We start from the raw sequence: 16,426 nt of genomic DNA, 5'->3' as shown, positions 1-16,426 counted from the left end.
ACACCGCGCCAAGCGCCACGACGTCGGCAAGACCGTCAAACGCGCCGAGACCATCAAGGAACACGAAGCCCGCCGAGGATAAACGCCAAGCTGAGACGGCCACTTCTGCCGACCCGCCGATCACCAGTCGACTGAGCACCCACATCATCTGTCCGAGGCCACTGCCACGAGGCGCCGGGCATGGACCGCGATCGTCACGGGGCGCGCCTCGCTGAGCCTGCGGAACAGAATGCCGAGGCTGCTGTCGTCGGACCCGCAGGACGTTGCCGCCACCGCCGTGTACTCGTTGATCCGCTCAAGGTCGACATACGGGATGAAGAAGTCGGGGTCCCCGCTGCGAAAGACGATGCCCCGCACACCGCCGTGGGCCTCAGTGGCGTCGAGCAACGCGATGAGGTCGGCTACGAACCGTTCGTCGATCAGGTTGATCCGGGGGGTTGCCGATCGTGGCCCAGAGGCCCCGTTGCGCGGTTCCGCCCGGATCGTCGAGTAGTTCCAAGGCAGGGCCTATGGCTCCTCCGTCCGACGGCTGCCCCGGACCATTCCAGACGCTGATCCTCGGTGGCTCGCGGTCGCTCACACCGCTGGGGTCGATGAATGGAGTCGGTCCCTGTCCGGACCGGTCTTGTTCCCAGGACCCCGGCGGGTGACGGGCTGCTGCTGCGAGTCGGCCGGTCCCGGTGCCCGTGCACCGGAGAACTCGCCGTCCCGCGCCCCCGTCACGGCTCTCGCCAGATGTTGTCGAAGGCGGCCTCTTCGATCTGCCGCTGTTGCCGCACGGCTGCGAGTTCTGTCACTGCTTCGTTGACGGCGACCAGTACGGTGACGAGCGCGTCGGCATGGGGACCCTCGAAGTCGGCGGGCGGCTCGTCGTGGACCCCCACGGCAGCCGCGAGGCCCGCGAGGACGGGCTCGCCGGACGTCCAGCGCTCGGCCACGTGGCGACGGGACGGCAAGTCGGCCGGCGCTGTCCGGTCGAGCCTGCGGGGAATCCAGCGGTGCCGTTGCCGGGTGATCGTCCCCTCCGCCTCCAGCGCGGTGCGATAGGTCTCGGACAGGCCACGGCCTCGCCGCCACAGCCAGTCCTCGACGGACTCGTACGGAGCCTCCCGGGCGAGCAACGACACGGCCGCGTCCAGCAGCCGATCGTCCATGGCCTGCTGCGGGCCTGGCACGATCCGATCACCGTCAAGGGCGACGGCTCCGCAGACGACGAGGTCGATGAGTTCCGCGCCCGCAAGGGCCAGCGAGAGGTCACCCTGCTCGACGGAACGGCCGGAGGAGACATCCAAAGCGGCGATCAGCAGGTCCCTGGGTGTGGTCATGTCGGACTCCATATCAGACGCACCGGCCACGACACGCCGCCGCTCCCGTCCGGGTCGGGCACCGTCCGCCGGTGCGGGCTCTCGTAGCCGACGCGGCGTGCCCCCTCCACCCACCATGCGATGGGGGAAGCTGATGCGCAGCGCAGGGGCGGTAGCAGCAACGGAAACCCCGCCCATCGACCCGACCGACCATCACCCGCGCCGCCGCCCGCCACCAGGCACGCGTCTGGCTAGGATCTTTCACATACTCAAAGTAGCTTCCATGTAGCAATGTGCTACGTAGGGCTCGTTTCCCAGGGCCAGTACCCACCACGGACCAAGGCCTTCGTCCGCTGTGCTCGCGGCCAGGATCTCCTGAACCGGAACGTCGAGGGGCGTCTCTCTCTGTCGGGGCATGCCAAGAGAGCTCGTGCCTGCTGGGTAAGCCACTTGCTGAAGCGGGTGCCGCCGGTCTGCGCTTCGGGGCTGGGCAGGAGCGTGGTCTCCTCTAGTTCGGTGCCGAAGTACGTGGCGCGCGGATCGGTCACGGTTCGCGGGCCGTTCTTCGCCGCGAGGTCTTTGCGGATGAGTTCGTCCAGCCGGAGGGTATCGGGGCCAGCGATCTCCACCGCCCCGCCGACGTGAGCTTGGCGACCAGTTTTGAGTCGATAGGTCCGGTGCCGCCAATCACTACGACCCTCATGGTGGGAATCCTCTCAGGAGATTCTTTTGGGTGCGCACGCGTGGCCTGCAGGCCGACGCTCTCGGCATCGGCATATTTCTGTCTGCATCAAGTAATGGCCGGAGGAATTTCATAACTCCTATTTTCGGTTCACAGGACAGCCTTGGCGTGTACGTAGGCACGCCTGCACACACGCGTAGGGCGCCGTGCGGATGAGTGGGAATGCAGCGGATGCTCGGCGAGATTTTCGGCGGTCGGTCGAAATCCGCTTCCTGCACGACTGGTCGGCCGACAGATCACGGCTTCTGTGACACCCGATCGGCCATGACTTCCCGTCACGACATCGGGCCGGGCGCCCAGCCTTTCAGGGGCGCCACATAGGACGACGGCTTGGCCGGATTCATGGCCAACGTGATCCATCTGGTCGATCCCGTCCACGGGCGCATCCACGGACAGCGGGGCCATGGTTTGCCCGGCGGACTCAGTCGAACCGGCCGGGCTGAACGTTTCCGGCGGGCTGCTGGCTGGATGTACACACAAGGCCCTCGGGCCGCCCGAGCCGGTCAGGTGGCGGCCCTAGGCGCTCATCGGCTGACCGTCGGCGACATCTTGTCCCACGAGATCTGTCATGGACCACAACAGCCGGAGAGCCCCAGCCCGGTTCGGGCTGGGGCTCAAGGGGTTCACAGGGAGCTCACCGGTGCGGGTTCCGGTCCGGTGGATGCCGTCGTCTTCGGCCGGTCTCAGCAGCCGCTGCCGATGCGAAGAGAGGTCATCTTGTCATTGAAGTGCGAGGCCACGGCCGCTTCGGACTTGCCCGGCGCGATCGTGATCATGCATCCGACGTAGTTGGAGTGCTCGTAGACGCTGACCGTTTTCCCAGTGCGGTTCCAGTACGAGGTCATGCGGTCGTTCATGTAGTCGCCGACGTTGGGGTTCGACGAGGTGTAGTGCCGGAAGTCGCCCCGGTAGCTGGATTGCTCCCATACGCAGAAGGATCCGGACGGACACTGGTCGGAGTCGGCTGCTGCGGGGTTCGCGGTCATGGATGCGGTGCCCGCGGTGAACGCCAGGACGGCCGCAGCGGCCCACAGGTGCGACGAGAAGTTTCTGAATCGGACCATGCTTTTCTCCGTTTCATCTTCCATGAAGTCAACCGTGGGCAGCGTAGGAATGCATCAGACCGGCTGGCAATACTCACTCGGGGCGGTACTTTCTCCGAAGAAATGTTTCTCCTCTTGATCTCTGAGGCTCCTATGGATTTCAAGTGGTGGCGCCGGTCAACACGAACAGGTGATATTCCGGCGCCTCCTCAGGGGCAACTCTGGTCCGTTAAACGGACAGTCGCCGGCCTCGGCGACCCGATCTCCTGTTCGCCTTCACCATGGACCTGGCCTGCCTCACCATCGCCGCCGCCGACCGGAGGTACACCTCTTCGCTCAGGGCCCGGCGTTTGCCAGGTGTGTCCGAACTCCGGCTGCTGGACAGTCCTGATGCCGGGCAGCTGGGCGGCGCGGCGGCCCAGGCTGCCACCGGTATCGCCGCCCCTTGGTCTGGGCGCTGATGCAACGCCCGCCTGCCGCAGCACCGCCCCCTGGTGCGGGGTCGGCTGATTCGGCCGTTGATACGGGGAAGGCCGACGGAACGGCGGCCGTACGGCCCACAGTGCTGCTACACCAAGGTGCCACGCTTCGCCGAACTGGGCGTGGTGACCCGCATGCAGCCGTGCTGCTGCGCGTCGGAGATTGTCGGCCCGGGCCAGGAATCGAGACCGCGAACCATGCCTGCACCATGGATTCGATGCGCGCCAACTTCTATGCGAACAGGGAAAGTTAACTCACGGCGGGCAAGGCCGCCGACCTGTCGTGCTCTCCCGTGACGTGCTCGCCGTGGACCCGGGGCGCATCCCGGGCATGGTGTGCGAGATCGTCATGGGCGGCGTCGACGTGGTCCACCGCGCCTGACGTCCCCCGGGCAGACCCGCTGTGTACCCGGATGAGGGCGGGCCGGCCCGGGCAAGGGAGTGGCGGAGTGGATGACGCCACGTCAGTGCTCATGCAGGACGCTGACCTTGACCACCGTGTTCATTCCTGGTCCGGGTAGCGATTCGGCCGGGTCAGTCGACGGAACTGTGGACGAGATCGATGTACTGCTGTGGGAGCTCCTCAAGCGACAGCTTCGTGATGCTCACAGGTCCGGTGCTGTAGGAATCCTCGCCTTGGATCAACCCGTTCTCGTCGACGGGCCACAGCAGCAGCTGGCGGTGCACGATGAGGTAGTCGGCGGATTCGTCGTCGACCGGGAATCCGAGCTGCGCAGCGTACGAGCCGGGATAGATCTGCTTCAGGAACCCCTCGGTCACCAGACAGTGATCATCGAGAACCAGTCGGTCGAGGGCGTATTCAAGGACGTTGCTCTTGGACGCGACGAAGGCCGAGTAGAACGTTCGCACACCGTTGGTGCCTTTCGGTCCGGTGTCGTTGCCCTCGGACCAGAAGTGGTAAGCGGGTGTGGGGCTCAGGGTTGCCATCAGTCGGTCGAGGTCCGCTGCCGCCTCGGCCTTCATATGCTCGATGACCGCTTTCAGTACCACCCGGTGCCGTTTGTCTGTCGTGATTGCCAGACGCTCTTCAAGCGGTGCCCAGGTACGATTCGGGTCGACAACAGGCATGACTTGAGGTCCTGTTCCGTAGCAGGGATGGGGATTTCTACCCGATGGTCCACGTGATTTCTGCTGATCCGACCTCGGAGCCTCGATTGTGACCCGGTCGCGTTGGACTCACATCAGACGGCCGTCGGAGGATGCCGACGGAGCGCCCGACTCTTGTCGGGTGGCTGGATGCCGGGCCGCGCGCGGACCATCGGCGACGACCGCTTTTCAGGACGAAAAGGGCTCACTACGCTGCGGGACCGGGCGGCAAGGTGGCGTCGGCGGACTGCCATGAGGGAACAGGTCACAGATGAGGCATGAGCAGCTAAGAATGTCCGAACTGGGAGCCGACCCGGCATCGATGATGCAGATCATCTCGTACTTCGACGAGCTCGGAGAGTCCGCGGCGGACGCGGACACCGTCGTGCGATCCGCGGCCGTACTCGCGGAGTGCAGCGTCGGCAGTCGTTGGCCCTCGGGCGCTGTCATCCGGTACAACGCGCTGGGTGATCTGCTTGACAGCAGGGGCCCGCACGGCCCGATGACGCAAGATCTCAAGGTATGGATCGAACGTACCGGAGCCGATCACGCCCTGGACCCGGTCCTGCTGGACCGACTGCGGCACACGCTGCGCATGGTGGACCTCACATCTGTATCGAGAGCCGATCTGCGCTTGAGTGACCCGGCGATGATCGAGGTGATCCTGTCCGACAAGGAGCGACGAGAGGACCGTGTCCGGGGCGTCGAGTTGTTGGGGCTCGACCCTGGTAAGGATCTACGTGTGCTGGCCATATACGCGGAGGACGCAGGCCCTGTTGTAGAGCTGCTCGAACTTACGTGCCCGGGTCGGTTCGTCCGCTCGGTCACGATCGGGAACCTGACCATGATTCTGATGCAGGCGCCCTACGGGAGCCGCCGACTCTGCGACGCTCTGCATGCGGCGATCGTTGACGAACACCCGGCGTCACAGCGTTCGAGTGGCGGTCGCGGACCATGGATCGGCATCGGCGAGCGTGTGAGCGCCCACGCCGCACCCACGTCGTGGATGCAGGCCCGCCGGGCCCTGCGGTTCGCCTCGTCCACCGTGTATGGACGGCGCGCGGTGGCATTCGGGCGGCTCGGCCCATTGGACCTGCTCGCTGACGTACCCCTTGAACGCCTGCTGGAGTCGCGCGGTGTTGCACGCATCAACGCCCTTGCCGCGTCAGCGTCGGGTGCCCAGGACGTGGACACACTCGAAGCGTTCTGTGTTTACGGCTCACTTCGGCGAACCGCCGCCGAACTGCACGTCCATCACAGCACGGTGGCGAGTCGGCTCACCCATGTGGAAGCCGAGATGGACTGGGACCTGGGGGATTCCATTGACCGTTTCATGGCGACGCTGGTGCTGATGCTTCGTCGTATGGCGCTTTCCTCGGCCGAGTTGGCGGCGTCCGAGGTTGCCGGTGGCTGAGGGAGAGGTGTACGTACCGAGGTCGGGTCCGGGCGGGGCACCGCGGACCGTGCCTTCCCGATGAGTGGAACAACGACCAGGCCCCGTATTTCCTTGGGCCGCGTGCTCTGCCCGGCGACAACCAGTGCGATCGCTGGGGGGAGGCTCGCTCCGCGAGCTTGTCTGCGGCTCCGCCGACCTTTGCCCCCCCACTCCGGCCGCGCCGGGCTTTCCGGCCGCGATGGCGCTGTTTCCCGTCTTCGGCTCTGCGAGGGGAGAGAGGGAAAGGGAGGGGGAGGGAAATGGGCCAGTGCGCCGAGAGCGGGGCTCCGGCGGTGCGTGGGCGTTCGCGGACGGGGTGTGGGCCGCGTGTGACCTGGTCATCGTCCGACCAGTGGCCGTGCCGTCCTCGTGCACTGCTGTGGCCGGTCGTGCGGGAAGGTGGTCGGGTTGCCCCGGGCCTACGGGCGTTGCGACGGGGCTTCCACCGCTTCTACGGCCTTGACCAGCGAGGACAGTTCAGGGTTCTCGGCGGCTTCGTCGAGGGCTTTCCGCAAGGCGGTGTCGTTGGTCGGCCGGGCTTCTTCCAGGAGTTTCAGGCCGGCTTCGGTGACGTCGGTGTAGATGCCGCGCCGGTCGGTCGGGCACAGGTATCGGGCGAGCAGGTTGCGGTCTTCCAGGCGGGTGACCAGGCGGGTGGTGGCGCTCTGGCTGAGCACGACCGCGTCGGCGACCTGCTTCATCTGCAGATGTCCGCCCTCGCCGTCGTGCTGGCGGCTCAGCACGTCGAGCAGCGCGTACTCGCGGACGCTCAGGTCGTGCCCGGACTGCAGGGCACGCTCGATGCGTGCCTCGATCTTGCTGTGCAGGAGGGAGAGAGCACCCCATCCGCTGGCGAGGGCGGTGAGTGCGGGGTCTGTGGCAGTCACGGGGTCCAGGTCTCCTTCCGAGTGTGGCTTGAGTACAGGATAGACCATGGTGTGAAATATTGGCTATGGCTCATATCCAGCTAATGCAATCATCCGTGCGTCGGCTGCGAGCTCGTACTCACTTGGCACAAGGGCTTGCAACCGAAGACGCCCGCACGACGCTCGCCTGTCTGCGCCGACGACGGCGCACCGCGTCCTGGAACGCCGCGTGCGTCGGATTTGCCGTCTGCAATGGCCTGTACCGGGGCGCGCGCTCCCGACCGCGCTCCCGACCGTGTTGCCGGACGCGTCGAGGAGCGTGGACCGGACGCAGCGGTCCGGCACCGTGGATCACCCCGTGCGTGCGTCGGGTGTGAGCGCTCCGGCACGGGTGCCGGCGCCGTGTCGTATGCCCGTTTCAGAGGACGATCGTGGGGACGAGTCTGCCGTTGGCGTCGAGGGCTCTGTCCGTGGTCGCCGAGGCCTGTTCCGACGCCACGTACGTGATCATGCTGGCCACCTCATGGGGACGGATCAGGCATCTGAGCAGGGACGCGGACGCACGGTTCCCGGCCAGGTAGCGCCGCTCCTGCTCACCGGGGCCGAGACCGGGATACAGCTCGTCGAACATGGCCAGCACACCGTCGCTCATCGTCGGTCCGGGCAGCACGCAGTTCACCGCGAGTACCTCGCCAGGGGTGGTGGCGGCCCATCGGCGGCGGGCCGTGCCCGATTCGTGCCTGGGCCGCCCCAGCATCCGTGCGGGCCTTCTGGGGCGGCGGGGCTCGCCCATCGAGTGCGGAAGCTGCCCGCACATCGGTGTGGCGGGCAGGCGCTCGCCCCGTGCCGGGCGGTCTGCCCGGAACGGGGCGGTGGGGTGAACGGGCCGGGCCGTACGGTTCGGGAGCCGTATCGGTGACGGTGTACCGGCTCGGACGTACGGCTCAGTTGAACTGGTCCGGGTGGGGGCCGGTGCGCAGGTCGCGGTCCGTGGCCGCGATTGCGGCCATGTCCTCGTCGGTGAGCTGGAAGTCGAACACGTCGAGGTTCTGGCGGATGCGGGCGGGGGTGACCGACTTGGGGATGACGATGTTGCCGAGCTGGAGGTGCCAGCGCAGGACGACCTGGGCGGGGGACTTGCCGGTGCGGTCGGCGATCGCGGTGATCGCCGGGTCGCTGAGGACTGCGCCCTGGGCGAGCGGGCTCCAGGCCTCGGTGGCGATGCCGTGCTGGGCGTGGAAGGTGCGCAGCTCACTCTGCTGGAGGCCGGGGTGCAGCTCGATCTGGTTGACCGCCGGGACGAGTTCGCTGTTGTCCAGCAGCCGCTGGAGGTGGGCCGGCTGGAAGTTGGACACGCCGGCTGCCCGGATCCGCCCCTCGGCTACGAGCTTCTCGATGGCCTTCCAGGAGTCGAGGTACAGGTCGCGGGCCGGGGTCGGCCAGTGGATCAGGTAGAGGTCGAGGTGGTCCAGGCCCAGTTTGGCGAGGCTGGTGTCGAAGGCCCGCAGGGTGGTGTCGTAGCCCTGGTCGGCGTTCCAGAGCTTGGTGGTGACGAACAGCTCGTCGCGGGCGATCCCGGAAGCGGCGAGGGCGCGGCCGACGCCGGTCTCGTTGCCGTAGATCGCGGCGGTGTCGATGCTGCGGTAGCCGGCCTCCAGCGCGGAGCTCACCGCGGCGGTGGTCTGGTCGTCGGGGACCTGGAAGACGCCGAAGCCGAGCCGGGGGATCTCGACGCCGTTGTTCAGCTTCACGGTGGGGATGGTGGTCATGGTGCGTGTGGCCTTTCAGACGGTACGGGGCGTACGGGTGGAGAGGGTGTAGCGGACGGTCTGCGCGCTGATGAGACCGTCACGGAAGACGAACGTATCGACGCCGTCGGTGACCGCGTGGGTGGCGGTGGTGGCGGTCCACTGCAGGAACAGCACGTCTCCGGCGAACCGCGGGGCCAACTGCCAGTCGGCGTCGGGGAGATCGGCCAGGAGACGGCCGATTCCCTCCCGTACGCCCTGGTGGCCCATCAGGGTTCCCTCAGGGGTGACGAGGACGGCGTCCTCGGTGTAGTTCGCGGTGATCAGGTCGAGGTCCCCGGTGCCGAGCCGTTTTCCGTGGTCGGCGAAGACTTCCTGCGGGGTGCGGGACATCAGGACAGCTCCTGGACGGCCGCGGCGGCGAAGCCGTGGTCCTGCTCGGGGGCGCCGCCGCCGACGCCGATGGCGCCGATGAGGCGGCCGTCGCGGTGGACGGGGATGCCGCCGGCGATGAACAGCAGCGGCTTGTCGAGCGCGGTGGGCAGGGAGTGGAACGGCCCCTCGGGCTTGACGAGGTCGACGAGTTCCGCGGTCGGCGCGTCGAGCTGGAGGGCGGTGTAGGCCTTGCGCGTGCTGGTCTCACCGGAGATCAGTACCGCCCGGTCGTCCCGGCGGAAGGCGAGCAGGTGCCCGCCCGCGTCCAGGACGGTGACGCTCACGGTGACTCCCGCGGCGTCGGCGGCGCGGCGCGCGGCGGTGACGAGGACCTCGGCGTCCTGTGTGGTCAGCGGGGCGACGGGGATGGTGGTGCTCATGACGGATTCCTTCGCGGTGGGGATCGGGAGAATCGGATGGGGTCGGGTGCAGGTGGAAGGTTCTGGCTGCGGTGGTGCGTCCAGATCGGGGCGGGTCAGTGCAGGACGGTTTCCGGCGTGCTCCGGTGCTCGGCAGATCCTGCGACGACGCGTTCGACAGTGCGGGTGCGGCGGTGGAGACGGGCGGCGAGAAGGGCGAGCAGCAGGGCTGTGCCGGAGAGGATGGCGCCGACCCAGTTGGGAGAGGTGTAGCCGAAGCCCGCGGCGATCACGACACCGCCGAGCCAGGCCGCGAGGGCGTTGCCGAGGTTGAAGGCGCCGATGTTGGCGGCGGAGGCGAGGGTCGGAGCGGCCGAGGCCTGGTCGAGCACCCACTTCTGCAGCGGCGGGACGGTCGCGAAGCCGAGCGCGCCGATCAGGGAGAGGGTGATCGCGGCCAGCACCTTGTTGTGGGCGGTCGCGGTGAACAGCAGCAGCGCGGCAGTGAGGGCCGCGAGAGTGGTGAGGAGCATCGGCATGAGCCTGCGGTCGGCGAACTTGCCGCCGAGGAGGTTGCCAAGGAACATGCCGATACCGAAGAGGACGAGCAGCCAGGTCACCGCGCCCTCGGTGTAGCCGGCCACCTCGGTCATCATCGGGGTGATGTAGGTGATCGCGGCGAAGACACCGCCGTAGCCGAGGACGGTCATGGCCATGGCCAGCCACACCTGCACGTTGCGGAACGCGGCGAACTCGGTGCGTACGGTCACCGACTCGGGTCGGCCCGTCTCGGGCACAAGCTTGGCGACGCCGAGGAAACCGATGACACCGAGCGCGGCGACGACGACGAAGGTGACGCGCCAACCGACGGCCTGGCCGATGTACGTCCCGCCGGGGACTCCGACGATGTTGGCCACTGTCAGGCCCATGAACATCAGGGAGATGGCCGAGGCCTTCTTCTCCGGAGCGACAAGGCCGGCTGCGACCACGGAACCGATGCCGAAGAACGCGCCGTGCGCCAGGGAGGCCACGATCCGGCCGATGAGCATGACGCCGAAGCTCGGTGCGAAGGCGGAGAGCGCGTTGCCGATGACGAACAGCGTCATCAGGAACATCAGCATCTTCTTGCGGGACACCTTGGTGCCGAGAACCGTCAGGAGCGGCGCGCCGAACACGACGCCCAGGGCGTAGCCGGAGACCAGCCAGCCGGCGGCCGGGATGGTCACGCCGAAGTCGCCTGCGACCTGGGGCAGCACGCCCATGATCACGAATTCGGTGGTGCCGATCCCGAAGGCCCCGATGGCGAGAGCCAGGAGCGCGAGAGGCATGGGGAGCTACCTTCCAGGTGCTTGCGTTGGGTGTTTACATCGCAAGACAATAGTTGCATACGCGGGATAAGGCAAGTGTGTACTGAAGCTGTGTGCATATATCGTCGCGTGCAAGTGTTGGGTGATGCTCCGAAGAGGGGGACCCGTTGACTGCTGCTGCCCCCGCGCTCACCGCCCTGGCTCAGGGTTGGTGCGCGCTGTCTCTGCTGCACGGAAACATCGAGTCCCACCTCGAACGCGCCCTGCAGGCCGGTCATGACCTGAGCGTGCGCGAGTGCTGGCTCCTCCAAGTCCTCGGCCGCCAGCACGACAGGGGGAGGGCGGACACCTGCAGATGAAGCAGGTTGCCGACTCCGTGGTGCTCAGCCAGAGTGCGACGCCCCGCCTGGTCATCCGCCTCAAGGACCGCGGACTGCTGGAGCGCTACCTGCGCCTCACCGACCGGCTCGGGATCTGCGCCGACGTCACCGAGGCCGGCCTCAAGCAGCTCTGCGAAGCCCGCCCGGCGAACGGGGCGGCCCTGCGCGCCGCAATCCAGGGAGTCGCCGAGGGCCCCCGGCCGGAACTTCTGGTGTGTACCGTCGAATCCGCGCGGCCGCCGACGGCGATCGCCGCGTGGCGTCCCAGGTGGCTGCGACGCCGCGTGCCTGGTCCGGCCGAAGAGGCGGTCGATCAGGGCCCGCGGCGACCCGGCGGTCCTCGCGTCGGTGGGCCCGGACCGGTTCCAGGACCCGATCGTCCTGGAAGACGGCTCCGGCGCCGAAGCCGCCGGAGATGTGGAGAGGGTCGAAACGGTCGCCGGAGGTGATGGTGCGCAGACCGCCTCAGACGATTTCGTCGTGCTCGCGCACCGCGATCCGGGCCAGCTTCGTCAGCATCCATCCGTTGCGGACCCCGACGACGTAATCCACTGGGAGACCGTGCATCCGAGTGCCAGGTCCTCGCAGGGGGTGCCAGTCGAGAACGAAGAGAGTGTTCTCGCCCCAGGGGATCAAGTTCATGGCAATGCGGGCGGCTCCGAATGGACCCGCCTTCGCCTCCAGTTCGAGACGGCGCTGCGGTTCACAGATGCGGACGACGCAGGTGTCGTCGAGGGTCAGGGGACCGGCTCCGACCCGGACTTTCAGGCGGGCGCCCACTTCTGGCCAATGCGGGTCCGCGGCGAGGATCTGCTGGGTGCCTGTCACCCATTCCCCGTAGCGGTGGCCGTCGGACAGCAGGCCCCAGACCTCGGACGGCGAGCTCAGGATCAGGCGGCGGCTCCGGGCCATGCTGATCACGCTCCTTCTGGAGTGCGAGGGGTGCGAGGGGTGCTGTCGGTCATGACCCCTCCGGAACGAGTCGCCCGGCAGTAACGCTTCGCCTCTGGATGTATACGTATGGTGACCATACAGGCTTGCATTGTCATCAGGAGCCGGGGACACCTCGCGCCGGAACCGCCACCATCATCGGCCGGTCAGGTTTCCTCGGATCGGGACCCGCACGGTCGGCGTTCCTCCCCCCACTGGTCGACCGGCCGACTGCACGGAAGCGGTCGCCCGGTGGTCGCCTCTATCCCCGTTGGCGGAGCTTCCGGCACTGGTATCCGATTCACCGCAATGATCCTTCCACGGCGAAGACATGGCTGTAACGTCAGCCGCGAGCCCTCGAAGGAAGGGCCATCAAGGCAGGGGGAGGACTGTGTCAGACATTTCCCGGCGAGCACTCTTGGGTGCCACCGGCGCAGTTGCCGCATCGACACTTCTCGCGACAACCGGAACAGCGCAGGCCGCCGATACCGCGGGTGGCAAGGACGGGCACACACCACACGACACCTCGAAGGAGGCCGAGGCATCCATGGCCAGTGGCAGCCAGACCCTCAAGTACGTGGCATACATCGCGAGTCCCGACATGGAGGTGCTGAACGACGCGACGTTCGGCGTCGGTGCAGACCCCGCCGACATGTGGGCGTATCTCGACGATGCCACGGCACGCCTCCAGGAGAGACATCCCTCGTATTCCTTCACGCCTCGTCTCGTCCGGTACGACCAGGTCACCACCGAGATACCGCGCCCGTAACGCACACTGCGCCGGCCTCGTCCCCCAGCTGGGCCGGCGCGTTCGCGGACGTCGTCGAGCCACGTGCCGAGCTTGACCACCACACTCAAACTGACGAGGTGACCGCGCCCCGGACGCGTACGCAGGGCATGCCTGACCAATTGCACGATGCCGGCCACCGACCCACGCGCATCCGCGAGACGAACCGCGTCACACTCCGCTGCATGCACCGCTTCCCCGAGCGTCTTCACGGAACTGAGAACACGCAGCACAGCAGGAGAATCTGAAGTTCCACCAACAAAACCGGACGCGAATTCGTCAAGGACTTGGCGGCGGCAGGCGGGGGAGTGCTCACCATAGAGCCAGTCCGCCTGTACCCGGCCCGCGGGCGGGTACAGCTCCGGGTCGTCCTCAGTCGGCGCGGCGGCGACCGCTGGCACCCCGGCTGTCATCGCCCTCGCTTCCTCCACCCGGGAATGGAACGACAACCCCCTCCGGATCCGCCCCTCGGCCGCGCCCCGCATCAACCCGGCCTACCGGCCTGGATCGCCGCCGTCCAGCACCCCGCCCTCGGCCTCCCGCGCCGTCATGCAGAGCCGCCGCACCGCCGGGATCCGTTCCTGGTCATACACCGCCGCCCACGGCTTCCCCGCGTCACCACTGGTCCGGTGTGCCTCGTCGACGACCATCAGGCGTCAACAGGAAGCCCGGCCCCGTGCGCCCGCTGAAGCACGCCCGTCCCCAGCGAGGCGTACGTCGCGAACACCGTCACGGTGTCCAGGCCCAGTGGACGCGTGAGGCGGACGCAGCCGGTCCGGTGCGCGGGCGGAGCGGTGCAGGGACGCTGCGACGCCGGGCGCGGCGGCCCTCCACTCCATGCCGAATCTGGACAACGGGCCACCCGCACAAGGGAATTCCACCTCCAGTGTCTTGTGCTTCGGGCACCCTCGCGCCACTCTGGAGATCATCTGACAACGATGTCAATCTATTTTGGAGACAGACAGCATGCACAGCGGCAGAACCCTGGCCCCCGGTGCCCCGGGCGTCCTGCACCTCCGACGTCCGAGGTCGGCGCTTCTGGCGTGGGCCTTCGTCATCGCGGCGGCGCTCGTCGCCGCGTTCCTCCCGCCGTTCGCCACCACCGGCTGGGCGGACACCGACCGGTCCAACGTGGATCTGGTCAACCCGTTCATCGGGACGGCGGGCCAGAGCGCCACCGAGTACGGCGGCATGATTCCGAGCACCGCCCCGCCGTTCGCGATGACCCGCTGGTCGCCGATGACCCGGCAGAACTACGTCAGTAGGACGCCGTACCACTACTCCGACACGAAGATCAGCGGCTTCATCGGCACCCACCAGCCGGCCATCTGGATGGGCGACTCCGGCTATGTGTCGGGCATGCCAGGCGTGGGCCCTGTGAAGACCAGGGCCGACGAACGGGCGCTGCCGTTCAGCCACTCCGACGAGCACGCCGCTGCGGACCGCTACTCGGTCGAGATGCAGGCCGGTTCGGGCCGGACGCTGAAGACGGAGATGACCGGGACGTCCCGCGTCGGCCTGCTGCGTACGGTGTATCCCGAGGGCGCGGACAGCAACTTCGTGCTGCAGGCGACCCGTGCGGGCGTCACCGGCAACGTGCACATCGATCCCGCCGCCCGCGAGATCACCGGCTACAACCCCGACCGCCAGGACAGCAACCTCGGCCCGTTCAAGGCACCGAACTTCAAGGGGTACTTCGTCGCCCGGATCGACACCGGCTTCGATAGCTACGGCACGGCTACCGGCGGGACGCTTCACGAGGGCCAGGGCGCCCGCACCGACGGCGATGTGTCCGCGTATGTGCGCTTCCCCGCCGACACCCGGACCGTGCAGGTGCGGATCGCGACGTCGTTCATCTCGCTGGAGCAGGCCCGTGCCAACCTGGCTGCCGAGGCCCCGGACGACCAGTCCTTCGAGCAGATCGCCGACAAGACCCGCGCCCAATGGAACCAGAAGCTGAACCGGGTTCAGCTGCGCGGCGCGACCGCCGATCAGAAGGCGGTCTTCTACACGTCTATGTACCACGCGCTGCAGTACCCGTCGGAGAACTCCGAGCACGGCCGCTACTACAGCGCGTACGACGACGAGGTCCACACCGGAGTCAGCTACACCGGCTACTCGCTGTGGGACACCTTCCGAGCCGAGAACGCGTTCCTGACGCTCTTCGCCCCCGAGCGGATCGACGGCATGGTCACCTCGATGCTGAACGACTACCGAGAGGGCGGCCGGCTCCCGATGTGGAAGAACATCACGGAGACCAACATCATGGTCGGCACCAACGCCGACTCGGTGATCGCGGAGAACATCGCCAAGGGCTTCACCGGCTTCGACCGCAAGCTGGCGTACGAGGCGATGTACAAGAACGCGATGACCCCGCCGGACAAGGACACCGAACTGGCCTACTCCGACCGCCAGCAGGGAACTCCGGTGGAGGCACGGGCAGGCCTGACCTATTACAAGCGGAACGGCTGGGTCGCCGCCGACCACACCGCGGAGTCGGCGTCCCGCACGCTGGACTACGCGTACGAGGACTGGGCGGTCGCGCAGGTCGCGAAGGCGGTCGGCGAAACCGAGGACGCGGAGATGCTCCTCAAGCGCAGCGCGAACTACAAGAAGCTGTACAACCCCGCGACCGGCTTCATGCAGGCCCGTGATCTGGACGGATCCTGGGCCGATGGCGGCTGGACCGAGGGCAATCAGTGGGTGTACACGCTCGACGTCCTGCACGATGTGCCGGGGCTGATGGATCTGATGGGCGGCAAGGAAGAGTTCGCGTCGTGGCTGGACGGCTACTTTGCCGGCGGCCACAACAACCACACCAACGAGCCGAGCCACCACGCCGCGTACCTCTACGACGACGCGGGCCAGCCGTGGAAGACGCAGGCGAAGGTGCGCGAGATCGCCGCGGCGAACTACGCGAACCGCACGGACGGCCTCAGCGGCAACGAGGACTGCGGCCAGATGTCCGCCTGGTACGTGCTCTCCTCGCTGGGCATCTACCCGGTCAACCCGGCATCGGCGAAGTACTCGGTGGGCAGCCCGTTCTTCGACCAGGCAAAGGTGCAGCTGCCGGCCGCGTCCCGTCCGCTGGTGATCAGCGCCTCGGGGGCGGCGGACAAGGCGTACGTCAAGTCGCTGTCGCTGAACGGCCGGAGCGTCACCAAGCCGGTGCTGAGCCACTCCGACCTGCTGCGGGGCGGCCAGTTGCGCTTCACGATGAGCGACACCCCGCAGAGTTGGGGCGCTTCGGCGCCGCGGGCGCAGGGGGCGGACGCGCACCGAGGACCGGCGGAAGGCAGGGTAGGCCGGTGAGCCGGGGCGGAAACCGGGGCACGAAACAGGAGGCGGAGAAGGGAAGGAGGGAAAGGGGGGAGAGGCGGGAGAGGGGCTGCTGCTCGCAGTAGACATGAGCCAGTGAATTCCCGGCCCGGACCCGATGAAGCGGCAGACGCGCCGAGACACGGGCGGTGCCATCGTGACCGTGCTCGCCGGGTACAGCCGGCG

At 67.5% G+C, this 16,426-nt stretch carries 15 protein-coding genes and 1 pseudogene; 4 read left to right on the top strand and 12 right to left on the bottom strand.

Annotated features, from left to right (window positions below):
* Positions 1 to 144 precede the first annotated feature (144 nt).
* The 4 genes from ACFYY1_RS36055 to ACFYY1_RS36040 form a co-directional block, all read right to left on the bottom strand.
* Positions 145 to 387 (bottom strand): hypothetical protein, encoded by a 243-nt coding sequence (locus ACFYY1_RS36055; protein WP_388593192.1) that lies wholly within the window; start codon positions 385 to 387, stop codon positions 145 to 147.
* A 332-nt stretch (positions 388 to 719) separates the two neighbouring features.
* Positions 720 to 1,325, bottom strand: coding sequence for a GPP34 family phosphoprotein (locus tag ACFYY1_RS36050; protein ID WP_388593190.1), 606 nt, complete (start codon positions 1,323 to 1,325; stop codon positions 720 to 722).
* A 1,404-nt stretch (positions 1,326 to 2,729) separates the two neighbouring features.
* Positions 2,730 to 3,110, bottom strand: coding sequence for a peptidase inhibitor family I36 protein (locus ACFYY1_RS36045; RefSeq protein ID WP_388593189.1), 381 nt, complete (start codon positions 3,108 to 3,110; stop codon positions 2,730 to 2,732).
* A 992-nt stretch (positions 3,111 to 4,102) separates the two neighbouring features.
* Complete coding sequence (locus tag ACFYY1_RS36040; RefSeq protein WP_388593186.1) at positions 4,103 to 4,657, bottom strand: hypothetical protein; 555 nt, start codon at positions 4,655 to 4,657, stop codon at positions 4,103 to 4,105.
* A 310-nt stretch (positions 4,658 to 4,967) separates the two neighbouring features.
* Here ACFYY1_RS36040 and ACFYY1_RS36035 point away from each other — a divergent pair, with 310 nt between their 5' ends.
* Positions 4,968 to 6,089 (top strand): PucR family transcriptional regulator, encoded by a 1,122-nt coding sequence (locus tag ACFYY1_RS36035; RefSeq protein ID WP_388593184.1) that lies wholly within the window; start codon positions 4,968 to 4,970, stop codon positions 6,087 to 6,089.
* Between the two features lie 440 nt (positions 6,090 to 6,529).
* On the opposite strand, the gene ACFYY1_RS36030 is transcribed toward ACFYY1_RS36035, so the two are convergent.
* The 6 genes from ACFYY1_RS36030 to ACFYY1_RS36005 all read right to left on the bottom strand — a co-directional run bounded on the left by ACFYY1_RS36030 (position 6,530) and on the right by ACFYY1_RS36005 (position 10,846).
* Positions 6,530 to 6,997: a MarR family winged helix-turn-helix transcriptional regulator gene (locus ACFYY1_RS36030; RefSeq protein WP_388593181.1), complete on the bottom strand. Its 468-nt coding sequence runs from the start codon at positions 6,995 to 6,997 to the stop codon at positions 6,530 to 6,532.
* A 397-nt stretch (positions 6,998 to 7,394) separates the two neighbouring features.
* The gene (locus ACFYY1_RS36025) at positions 7,395 to 7,733 is read right to left on the bottom strand and encodes a hypothetical protein (protein ID WP_388593178.1); all 339 of its coding nucleotides are present in this window, start codon (positions 7,731 to 7,733) and stop codon (positions 7,395 to 7,397) included.
* 187 nt (positions 7,734 to 7,920) lie between these two features.
* On the bottom strand, positions 7,921 to 8,745 hold the full coding sequence (locus tag ACFYY1_RS36020) for an aldo/keto reductase (RefSeq protein WP_388593175.1): 825 nt from the start codon (positions 8,743 to 8,745) through the stop codon (positions 7,921 to 7,923).
* Between the two features lie 15 nt (positions 8,746 to 8,760).
* Positions 8,761 to 9,117 carry a nuclear transport factor 2 family protein gene (locus tag ACFYY1_RS36015; RefSeq protein ID WP_388593173.1) on the bottom strand — a complete coding sequence of 119 codons (357 nt, stop codon included), beginning with the start codon at positions 9,115 to 9,117 and terminating at the stop codon, positions 8,761 to 8,763.
* Positions 9,117 to 9,539 carry a heme-binding protein gene (locus ACFYY1_RS36010; RefSeq protein WP_388593172.1) on the bottom strand — a complete coding sequence of 141 codons (423 nt, stop codon included), beginning with the start codon at positions 9,537 to 9,539 and terminating at the stop codon, positions 9,117 to 9,119. The genes ACFYY1_RS36015 and ACFYY1_RS36010 overlap by 1 nt, the downstream gene beginning before the upstream one ends.
* Before the next feature lie 95 nt (positions 9,540 to 9,634).
* On the bottom strand, positions 9,635 to 10,846 hold the full coding sequence (locus ACFYY1_RS36005; protein ID WP_388593170.1) for an MFS transporter: 1,212 nt from the start codon (positions 10,844 to 10,846) through the stop codon (positions 9,635 to 9,637).
* Positions 10,847 to 10,992: 146 nt separating this feature from the next.
* On the opposite strand from ACFYY1_RS36005, the pseudogene ACFYY1_RS36000 reads away from it, so the two are divergent.
* Positions 10,993 to 11,447 (top strand): annotated as a pseudogene (locus ACFYY1_RS36000) (MarR family winged helix-turn-helix transcriptional regulator); the annotation flags it as partial.
* 223 nt (positions 11,448 to 11,670) lie between these two features.
* On the opposite strand, the gene ACFYY1_RS35995 reads toward ACFYY1_RS36000, so the two are convergent.
* On the bottom strand, positions 11,671 to 12,117 hold the full coding sequence (locus ACFYY1_RS35995) for an SRPBCC family protein (protein WP_388593168.1): 447 nt from the start codon (positions 12,115 to 12,117) through the stop codon (positions 11,671 to 11,673).
* 565 nt (positions 12,118 to 12,682) lie between these two features.
* Between ACFYY1_RS35995 and ACFYY1_RS35990 the strand changes: the two genes are divergently transcribed.
* On the top strand, positions 12,683 to 12,904 hold the full coding sequence (locus tag ACFYY1_RS35990) for a hypothetical protein (RefSeq protein WP_093895341.1): 222 nt from the start codon (positions 12,683 to 12,685) through the stop codon (positions 12,902 to 12,904).
* Positions 12,905 to 13,416: 512 nt separating this feature from the next.
* Here ACFYY1_RS35990 and ACFYY1_RS35985 read toward each other — a convergent pair.
* Positions 13,417 to 13,572 carry a hypothetical protein gene (locus ACFYY1_RS35985; protein ID WP_388593165.1) on the bottom strand — a complete coding sequence of 52 codons (156 nt, stop codon included), beginning with the start codon at positions 13,570 to 13,572 and terminating at the stop codon, positions 13,417 to 13,419.
* Between the two features lie 316 nt (positions 13,573 to 13,888).
* Here ACFYY1_RS35985 and ACFYY1_RS35980 point away from each other — a divergent pair, with 316 nt between their 5' ends.
* Positions 13,889 to 16,234: a GH92 family glycosyl hydrolase gene (locus tag ACFYY1_RS35980; protein ID WP_388593163.1), complete on the top strand. Its 2,346-nt coding sequence runs from the start codon at positions 13,889 to 13,891 to the stop codon at positions 16,232 to 16,234.
* The last annotated feature ends 192 nt before the right edge of the window (positions 16,235 to 16,426 follow it).

The sequence above is a fragment of the Streptomyces sp. NPDC001890 genome, assembly GCF_042891445.1.
Taxonomy (GTDB): Bacteria; Actinomycetota; Actinomycetes; order Streptomycetales; family Streptomycetaceae; genus Streptomyces.
Note: the sequence above shows the minus strand (reverse complement) of the source record. Positions and strands in the feature narration are given on the sequence as shown.